The organism is Bacillus sp. HY001, assembly GCF_007558965.1.
In the GTDB taxonomy this organism is placed as follows: Bacteria; Bacillota; Bacilli; order Bacillales; family Bacillaceae_G; genus Bacillus_A; species Bacillus_A mobilis.
Window position 1 is genome coordinate 1 of sequence record NZ_VLTE01000174.1, and the last position, 9,030, is coordinate 9,030.

Genomic DNA, 9,030 nt, shown 5'->3' on the forward strand with positions numbered 1-9,030 from the left:
GAAGAACAACGAGTTGTAGAAGAAGCACCGATTGCAGAAGAACAACGAGTTGTAGAAGAAGCACCGATTGCAGAAGAGCAGCCAGTTGTAGAAGAAGCACCGATTGCAGAAGAGCAGCCAGTTGTAGAAGAAGCGCCGGTCGCAGAAGAACAACAAGTTGTAGAAGAAGCGCCGGTCACAGAAGAACAACAAGTTGTAGAAGAAGCACCGATTGCGGAAGAGCAACGAGTTGTAGAAGAAGCACCGATTGCAGAAGAACAGCCAGTTGTAGAAGAAGCACCGATTGTAGAAGAACAAGTTGTAGAAGAAGCGCCGATTGCAGAAGAACAACAAGCTGTAGAAGAAGCAGCGGTCGCAGAAGAGCAACCAGTTGTCCAAAAAGAAGAACCAAAACGTGAGAAGAAGCGTCATGTACCATTTAATGTTGTTATGTTGAAACAAGACAGAACGCGATTAATGGAAAGACATGCGGCTAGAGCAAATGCAATGCAATCTTCTATGAGTGAACGAGTAGAGAATAAGCCTGTACAACAAGTAGAAGAAAAACCAATGCAGCAAGTAATGGTAGAACCACAAGTGGAAGAAAAACCAATGCAGCAAGTAGTGGTAGAACCACAAGTGGAAGAAAAACCAGTGCAGCAAGTAATGGTAGAACCACAAGTGGAAGAAAAACGAATGCAGCAAGTAGTGGTAGAGCAAGTACAAAAGCCAATTTCAAGTACGGAAGTACAAGAGAAAGCATATGTTGTAAATCAAAGAGAGAACGATATGCGAAATGTATTGCAAACACCACCGACATATGCAATTCCGCCATTAACATTGCTATCGATTCCGCAGCAATCGGCGTTGGATAATACGGAATGGTTGGATGAGCAGAAGGAATTATTAGATACAACGTTTAATAATTTCCATGTTGGCGCACATGTTATTAACGTATCGCAAGGTCCAGCAGTAACTCGTTTTGAAGTACAGCCAGACCCAGGTGTGAAAGTAAATAAAATTACAAATTTAAGTGATGATATTAAGTTAAGCTTAGCAGCGAAAGATATTCGTATTGAAGCACCGATTCCAGGGAAGAGTGCAATTGGAATCGAAGTTCCAAATAAAGAAAGTAAGCCAGTATTTCTTCGTGAAATTTTAAGAAGTCCTGTGTTTACAAAGAGCGAATCACCGCTTACAGTTGCGCTAGGACTTGATATTTCAGGCGATCCAATTGTAACGGATATTCGAAAAATGCCACATGGACTTATTGCGGGTGCAACGGGTTCTGGTAAAAGTGTGTGTATTAACGCAATTTTAACGAGCATTTTATATAAAGCGAAACCGCATGAAGTGAAGTTAATGTTAATCGATCCGAAGATGGTTGAGCTTGCACCATACAATTCTGTTCCGCATCTTGTAGCACCTGTTATTACGGATGTAAAAGCAGCGACAGTTGCATTAAAGTGGGCAGTTGAAGAAATGGAGCGCCGTTATGAATTGTTTGCGCATGCAGGGGCTCGTGATTTAACTCGTTACAATACGATTGTAAGTGGGCGAGAAATTCCGGGAGAGACATTACCTTATATCGTTATTGTCATTGACGAGTTAGCTGACTTAATGATGGTAGCACCTGGTGATGTTGAGGAAGCGATTTGTCGTATTGCGCAAAAAGCACGTGCTTGTGGTATTCATTTATTAGTAGCGACACAGCGTCCGTCTGTAGATGTTATTACAGGTTTAATTAAGTCAAACATTCCAACGCGTATTGCGTTTACTGTATCATCTCAAGTTGATTCGCGTACGATTATCGATATTGGTGGCGCGGAGAAATTACTTGGCCGTGGTGACATGTTATTCTTAGGGAACGGTACATCTAAGCCTGTTCGTGTACAAGGTGTATATGTATCGGATGATGAGATTGAAAAGACAGTTGATCATGTGAAAAAGCAAATGAAACCGAATTACTTATTTAAGCAAGAGGATTTATTAGCGAAAACAGAACAGGCTGAGTCGGAAGACGAATTGTTCTTTGAAGCATGTCAATTTGTTGTAGAACAAGGGGGAGCGTCCACATCTTCTGTACAGCGAAAATTCCGCATCGGTTATAATCGCGCGGCACGTCTCATTGAAGAGATGGAATCGCAAGGAATTATTTCTGAAGCAAGAGGAACGAAGCCAAGAGATGTCCTCATTTCTGAGGATGAATTCGCTGCTATGCAGGAAACAAATGTATAGTAAACGGTTTTGCTGTATACTAAGAGAAAATGTTGGATAGTAAAGTAGGGAGTAAAGCGACATGAAAGAAATTGAATTAAAATTAAAAGGTGAAATAAATAGACTAACAAATAGAACATTTAAATTTGACGAACGTGTTGGAGAAGGTTGGTTCTCTGCCGTTTACTTTTTAAAGACTAGAGAAATCATTGAAGAATTTCGCCCGAAAAGTGTTGTAACGATGCAATTTTTCCAGAAGGAAAATGCAGTTCTTTGCGGAACAGATGAAGTAATTGCATTGCTACAAACATTCGCTAAAAATCCTGAGGAACTTGAAATTAACTCTTTAAAAGATGGCGATAATATTAGTCCGTTTGAAACAGTGTTAACAATTCATGGGCCTTATGAAAATTTCGGATTTTTAGAAGGTGTTATTGATGGGATTTTAGCTCGTCGTACATCAGTTGCGACAAACGTATATAACGTTGTCCAAGCTGCGCGTAGCGTAGATAAAGAAAAACCAGTTATTTTCATGGGAGACCGTGACGATCATTATACACAACAAGCTGGTGACGGTTATGCAGCATACATCGGAGGTATGAGCGCACAGGCGACGCATGCGATGAATGAATGGTGGGGCAGAAGTGGTATGGGGACAATGCCTCACGCATTAATTCAAATGTTTAATGGTGATGTTGTGGAAGCGGCAAAAGCATATCATAAGAAATTCCCAGAAGATGAATTAGTTGTATTAATTGATTACAACAATGATGTCATTACAGATGCACTTCGCGTAGCGCGTGAATTTGGATCAACATTAAAAGGTGTACGTGTAGATACGTCGCGTACGATGATTGATCAATACTTCATTCGCCACCCAGAAGTACTTGGAACATTTGATCCACGTGGTGTAAACCCATCGCTTGTATTCGCACTTCGTAAAGCACTTGATGAAGAAGGATTCCAGCATGTAGACATCGTTGTAACTGGTGGATTTGATGAGAAGCGTATTCGTGAATTTGAAGCTCAAAATGTACCTGTTGATATATACGGAGTAGGAAGTAGCTTATTAAAAATGAATATTGGCTTTACTGGTGATAACGTAGAATTAAATGGAAAACCAGAAGCGAAAGCTGGTCGTAAATATCGTCCAAACCCACGTTTAGAGCGTGTTCAATTAGAAAAAAGAGAAGATATGTAAAAGAGAGAAAAACTGATAGGTGATTGACCCTATCAGTTTTTCTGTTATCATAGTATAGCGGCTTCTTTTTTGCTATAATGGATTTGTTATGGACATAAAAAAGAAGTACGTACGAGTTTATCCTGATAAGTGAAGGGAAGAATAACTTCACTACATCAAAAATGTATGATGATTACCAAAATAAGAAAAGATTCATATACTGTCTTATAGATAGGCCGTTGTATTAGTTCGAAATGTTGGAGGTTCTTTAAGATGACAGTTTACCATTTTGTAGGAATTAAAGGAACAGGAATGAGTTCATTAGCTCAAATTCTTCATGACATGAAGCATACTGTTCAAGGGTCTGATTATGAAAAGCGTTTCTTTACACAAACAGCGTTGGAAAAGCGTAATATCTCGATCCTTCCTTTTGATAAAAATAATGTAAAAGAAGGACAAGTGATTATTGCAGGAAATGCATTTCCTGATACGCATGAAGAAATCGTAGCAGCAAAAGAATTAAACATCCCAGTACATCGTTACCATCACTTCTTAGGTGACCTTATGAACCAATACACAAGTGTTGCTGTAACTGGTGCACATGGAAAAACATCAACAACTGGTTTGTTAGCCCATGTAATGCAAGGTGCACACCCTACATCTTACCTTATTGGAGATGGAACAGGGCATGGGGTAGAAAATAGTAAGTATTTTGTATTTGAAGCTTGTGAGTATCGTCGTCATTTCTTGTCTTACAATCCAGACTATGCGATTATGACAAACATTGATTTTGATCATCCAGATTATTTCTCAGATATCAATGATGTATTCAATGCATTCCAAGAGATGGCATTGCAAGTGAAAAAGGGCATTATTGCATGTGGAGATGATGAAGAACTTCAAAAAATTCAAGCGAAAGTACCTGTTATTTTCTATGGATTTGGAGAAGATAATGATTTCCAAGCACGTAACATTCAAAAGAGAACAGATGGTACTATTTTCGATGTATTCGTTCGTAATACGTACTATGACACGTTCAAAATTACAGGATACGGCAATCACAGCGTATTAAATGCATTAGCAGTAATCGCGCTTTGCCATTATGAAAACGTTGATGTAGAAGCAGTTAAGCATCAGCTAACAACTTTTGAAGGCGTAAAACGTCGCTTTAATGAAAAGCCAATGGGAGAGCAAGTTATTATTGATGACTACGCACACCATCCGACAGAAATTAATGCAACGATTGAAGCAGCTCGTCAAAAACATCCAGAGCGTGAAGTTATCGCTGTATTCCAGCCGCACACATTCTCACGTACAGAAAAGTTCTTAGATGAGTTCGCTGAAAGTCTAAGCAAAGCTGACCAAGTATACTTATGTGATATTTTCGGATCAGCACGCGAAAACAAAGGTGAATTAACAATCGAAGATCTGCAAAAGCGTATTGACGGTGCAGAACTAATTACAGATACAACAACGGATGTATTAAAGAAACATAAAAACGGCGTTCTAATTTTCATGGGCGCAGGCGACATCCAAAAATTCGAAGCAGCTTACGTAAAAGAAGTTCAAGTTGCAGAGAAGTAATAGAAAAGACGCATAGCTGAGGCTGTGCGTCTTTTTGTTGTGTTCAATATATTTTAAAAAGCGTTGATATGTTGGTATTGTTCATTCTTTTTGTATAGTTGTTTTAATGAGAAGATATATAGTGAACTAAAAAGTACGTATCCGATTAAATAATAGAATGAAAACATATCGAATTGTTTTGTTATCATAATTCGAATCGCAAAAAAGCTGAATGGGAGAGCAATTAGCAGTCTTGAACTGATGAAAATAATTGTTTTAAAGTATTTTAATAAATCTATATTCCAATGGTTTTCTCTAAAGATAAACCAAATATTGCTTGCAATAAAGGCTAGTAAAAATGGTAAATTAGCAGAAAAATTTATAAAACCGAGTACAATAGGCACTGATAAAGCGCCGAGTGGACCGATAGAGAGGCCGGAATAATATTTAATAAATGTATTTGTAGATTGCTGTGCATCTTGAATAACATCTGTATATTCTCCTGCAATTTCCTTTGCTAATTCTTTTGGAGGAAGAAATTCTTCAATCACTTGTGAAGGGATGATTTCTAATGGTATCCCTTCGCTTTCTTTACTTAATGCATTTTCATATAAATCCGATTTGATCTCTAGCACATGTTGTTCTCTTGCTGACGCAGGTAAGTTCATTAAACCTTTATGAAGATCGTGTAAGAAAGAAGTAATGAGTTCATTTGAAAAGAATTGTTCTTTGTTCATTTTTTATCCTCTCCTTTAGCTAGTAACATTAGAGCATGATACACTGCATCATAATCATGTAAGCGACTATTTAAAACTTCTCTCCCTTCGTCTGTAATGCGATAATATTTTCTTTTTGGGCCATCACCGGACTCTTCCCAATAGGAAATAGCCCAATAGTTTTTCGTGATTCGATTTAATATAGGGTAAATCGAACCGTTTGGGATATGAAACACAGGGATATCTTGTAATGCACTTGTAATTTCATATCCGTACATAGGTTGTTTACTTATTAAAGACAAAATAGCGAGATCAAAAACACCTTTACGTAATTGAATTATAAAATTATCATTTTTTTCCATACTTTAACTATATATGATTCATATCTAGATATCAATCATATATAGTTATTTTTTATTTTCGTATTGACCTAGAGCTAACTCTAGGTTGTAAGATGAAAATGTAAAAACAAGGGGGAGAGAACATGTATAAAATCGGTGAAGTAGCAGAGTTAACTGGGATGGGCATTCATACTTTGCGTTACTATGAGAAATTAGGATTATTACCACCACCAACGCGAAATAGCGGGATTCGCCAATATACAGAAGATGATGTACGCCTATTAAAATTTTTATATTCTTTAAAACAAACTGGAATGTCATTAGAAGAGATGGCTGAGTTTGCAAGTGATGGATGTATTATAGAGGAAATTAGGCAGAGAAAAGAGGAAGTACCAGCGAAAGTAAAAAAGAGAATTTCAATTTTAACAACTCACTTGGAGCGATTAAAAGAACAGCAGGAACAATTGCAAAAAGTTGTTCAGCTAACGGAGGAGAAGCTAGAAATTTATTACGGTTTTCTAGAAGGGGAAAATTCGGAGGCTGACAATGAAAAATAAAGTATACGCTCAGCTACTTGGATTTGCGATTTTCACTGGTGGGACATTTAATGCTTCGAAATATGCCGTGCAGTATTTCGAAGCGATTCATATAGCAGCATGGCGCTTTGGAATTGCTGCACTTGTGATGTTATGTTTGTTAAAAATACGAAAAGATTTTGAAGTAGCTGTATGGAGGGAGAATAGGGCTTATTACCTTTTGTTAGGTATTGTTGGTGTATTCGGTTTTAATTTCTTTTTCTTTTTAGGTATGAAACATACAGAAGCCATAAATGGTGCATTGATTATGGCGACGAACCCGCTCGTTACGACGCTGTTAGCACATTTTATTTTACGAGAAAAAATTATAAAACGCCAAGGTATTGGGATGTTTCTTGCATTACTTGGTGTTGTTTTTGTACTGACACAAGGTTCGTTTACAATACTACAAAACTTATCATTTTCAAAAGGAGATTTTTATATTTTATTAGGGAATATTTGCTGGGCGTTATACGGTGTACTAGGCAGAAAGTTTATTAAAACTAGTAGTCCAATACAAACGACGACATACACAATGACTATTGGTGCCATTGCCTTTATTATCATATCTTCTACTCAAAAAAATATAGTACCAGTTTTGGAAATTCCTTTGTTAGCTTGGGGAGCAATTCTTTTTATGGCAATTGGAATGAGCGTGCTTGGTTATTTATGGTGGAATAATGGAATCGCTCAAATTGGAGCAGCAAGAACATCCTTATTTTTTAATCTAGTACCTGTTGTTACAATGATTATTTCTTTTATTGAAGGAGTAAATATAACACCGGCACAATGTGTAGGCATGATATTAGTTGTTACGGGAGTAGTGTATTCTTCAGGTTTTATACAAATAAAATCGAAAGAAAGTGTGAATATTTAACAATTTACATCTGTAAGTGTTAGAATAATAAGAAAACTAAAAGGGGCTATAAAACATGTTCACACTTCGAGTAGACGATGAAATCGAATTACAGTTATTAGAGAAGCATCATAAAGAGGAACTATATCAATTAATAAACCAAAACCGTAGTCATTTACGAAGATGGCTTCCTTGGGTGGATGGGATGAAATCTGCTGGTGCGTATGATGAGATTTGTCCGATGTGGTTAAAGAAGTTTGCAGAGGGAGACGGTTTTGAAAGTGGCATACGTTATAAAGGAAAGCTCGTTGGGATGGTAGGCATTCATCCGGTAAGTTGGGGGAAGAAAGCGGCGAGTCTCGGATATTATCTTGCAGAAGATGCTGGCGGGAAAGGCATTATGACGCGTAGCGTGAAGGCTGTACTTCACTATGCATTTGAGAATTTAAAATTAAATAAAATGGAAATTAGATGCGGTGTTGAAAATGTGAAAAGCCGCGCTATTCCAGAGCGTTTAGGTTTTAAGTTAGATGGTATTTTAAGAGATGATGAATGGCTATACGATCATTTTCACGATATCGCTGTATATAGTTTACTAGTTTCAGAATGGAAGGAGATCCGATGAACGAGAAGATACGCATTATTCCGTATGAAAGTGCGTTTCAAGATGAAGTAGTAGATCTTATCGTTCATATTCAGCAAAAAGAGTACAATGTTCCCATTACGAAAGAAGAGCAGCCAGACCTACTTGAAATAGAAACGTTCTATCAAAGTAATTATGGAAACTTTTGGGTTGCAACTTATGATGGGAAAGTAGTTGGAACAGTAGCTTTATTAGATATTGGGAACGATCAAGTAGCACTAAGGAAAATGTTCGTAAAAAAAGAATTTCGCGGAAAAGAGTGGGGCGCATCACATAAGTTGCTCCAAACAGCAATTTCGTGGGCTGAGAATAAAAAGCTGAAAGATATTTACTTAGGAACGACAGTGAAATTTTTAGCAGCACATCGCTTTTATGAAAAGAATAATTTTCAAAGTGTGAGTATAGACGAGTTACCAAAAAGTTTTCCAGTGTTGCAGGTGGATAAGAAATTTTATCATTTCCCGACAGAAAACTCCCACCTCTAGGAATGGGTAGGACATGTTCCAATGAGTAGGTGGGAGCTGAATGACGGTTAGGTAAAAGCCTAAAGGTTTTTCTTGGTGAAGAATCAGTATAAGGTACCGGTATCGTAATCAGTTCGTTCCTATGGAAAGAAAATGTTATAGCTCAGAGGCATTTTTACATCTACGAAATGGTTTCATTGTAAAAGTTCTTTCATTTGTATTTTTTTTTGAAAGGGACAGAGGACTTTCGACAAAAAAAGAAGAAATGATACGTGATCAGTATTTTTTGGTTATATCATGATATCGTTCCCGTGTATATCATGAAAAAGATTGTAAACAAATAAAAAAAGGAAGTGAGGTGAAAAGCGGTGCTTATCCATAAAGCGTATCAGTTTCGGATTTATCCTAGTTTAGAACAAAAAATGGCTATTACGAAAACAATTGGTTGTTCACGATTTGTATTTAACTACTTTTTGGAAAAGTGGAATGATAGATA

The 9,030-nt window shown here is 37.2% G+C and carries 10 protein-coding genes; 8 read left to right on the forward strand and 2 right to left on the reverse strand.

Annotated features, from left to right (window positions below; all coding sequences use genetic code 11):
* The 3 genes from FOT98_RS30040 to murC all read left to right on the forward strand — a co-directional run.
* Window positions 1–2,217: DNA translocase FtsK (locus tag FOT98_RS30040; RefSeq protein ID WP_260851150.1), on the forward strand; the 2,217-nt coding region annotated here is incomplete at its 5' end.
* Between the two features lie 61 nt (window positions 2,218–2,278).
* Window positions 2,279–3,397, forward strand: a complete 1,119-nt coding sequence (locus FOT98_RS30045; RefSeq protein WP_000658380.1) for a nicotinate phosphoribosyltransferase — start codon at window positions 2,279–2,281, stop codon at window positions 3,395–3,397.
* A 252-nt stretch (window positions 3,398–3,649) separates the two neighbouring features.
* Window positions 3,650–4,960 (forward strand): UDP-N-acetylmuramate--L-alanine ligase, encoded by a 1,311-nt coding sequence (murC, locus tag FOT98_RS30050; protein ID WP_063260670.1) that lies wholly within the window; start codon window positions 3,650–3,652, stop codon window positions 4,958–4,960.
* A 53-nt stretch (window positions 4,961–5,013) separates the two neighbouring features.
* Here the strand turns inward: murC and FOT98_RS30055 are convergent, their stop codons facing one another.
* Both FOT98_RS30055 and FOT98_RS30060 read right to left on the reverse strand, forming a co-directional pair.
* A complete protein-coding gene (locus tag FOT98_RS30055) occupies window positions 5,014–5,676 on the reverse strand; it encodes an HAAS signaling domain-containing protein (protein WP_063260671.1) in 663 nt (220 codons plus the stop codon).
* Window positions 5,673–6,017, reverse strand: coding sequence for a PadR family transcriptional regulator (locus tag FOT98_RS30060; protein WP_063260672.1), 345 nt, complete (start codon window positions 6,015–6,017; stop codon window positions 5,673–5,675). The genes FOT98_RS30055 and FOT98_RS30060 overlap by 4 nt, the downstream gene beginning before the upstream one ends.
* Before the next feature lie 122 nt (window positions 6,018–6,139).
* Between FOT98_RS30060 and FOT98_RS30065 the strand changes: the two genes are divergently transcribed.
* The 5 genes from FOT98_RS30065 to FOT98_RS30085 form a co-directional block, all read left to right on the forward strand.
* A complete protein-coding gene (locus tag FOT98_RS30065) occupies window positions 6,140–6,553 on the forward strand; it encodes a MerR family transcriptional regulator (protein ID WP_063260673.1) in 414 nt (137 codons plus the stop codon).
* Window positions 6,543–7,448 (forward strand): DMT family transporter, encoded by a 906-nt coding sequence (locus tag FOT98_RS30070; protein WP_063260674.1) that lies wholly within the window; start codon window positions 6,543–6,545, stop codon window positions 7,446–7,448. Before FOT98_RS30065 ends, FOT98_RS30070 begins: the two co-directional genes overlap by 11 nt.
* A gap of 55 nt (window positions 7,449–7,503) precedes the next feature.
* Window positions 7,504–8,052: a GNAT family N-acetyltransferase gene (locus tag FOT98_RS30075; protein WP_063260675.1), complete on the forward strand. Its 549-nt coding sequence runs from the start codon at window positions 7,504–7,506 to the stop codon at window positions 8,050–8,052.
* Window positions 8,049–8,555: a GNAT family N-acetyltransferase gene (locus FOT98_RS30080; protein WP_063260676.1), complete on the forward strand. Its 507-nt coding sequence runs from the start codon at window positions 8,049–8,051 to the stop codon at window positions 8,553–8,555. The genes FOT98_RS30075 and FOT98_RS30080 overlap by 4 nt, the downstream gene beginning before the upstream one ends.
* Window positions 8,556–8,902: 347 nt before the next feature.
* Window positions 8,903–9,030, forward strand: a 128-nt coding sequence (locus tag FOT98_RS30085; RefSeq protein WP_186292138.1) for a helix-turn-helix domain-containing protein, incomplete at its 3' end; no start/stop codon positions are given.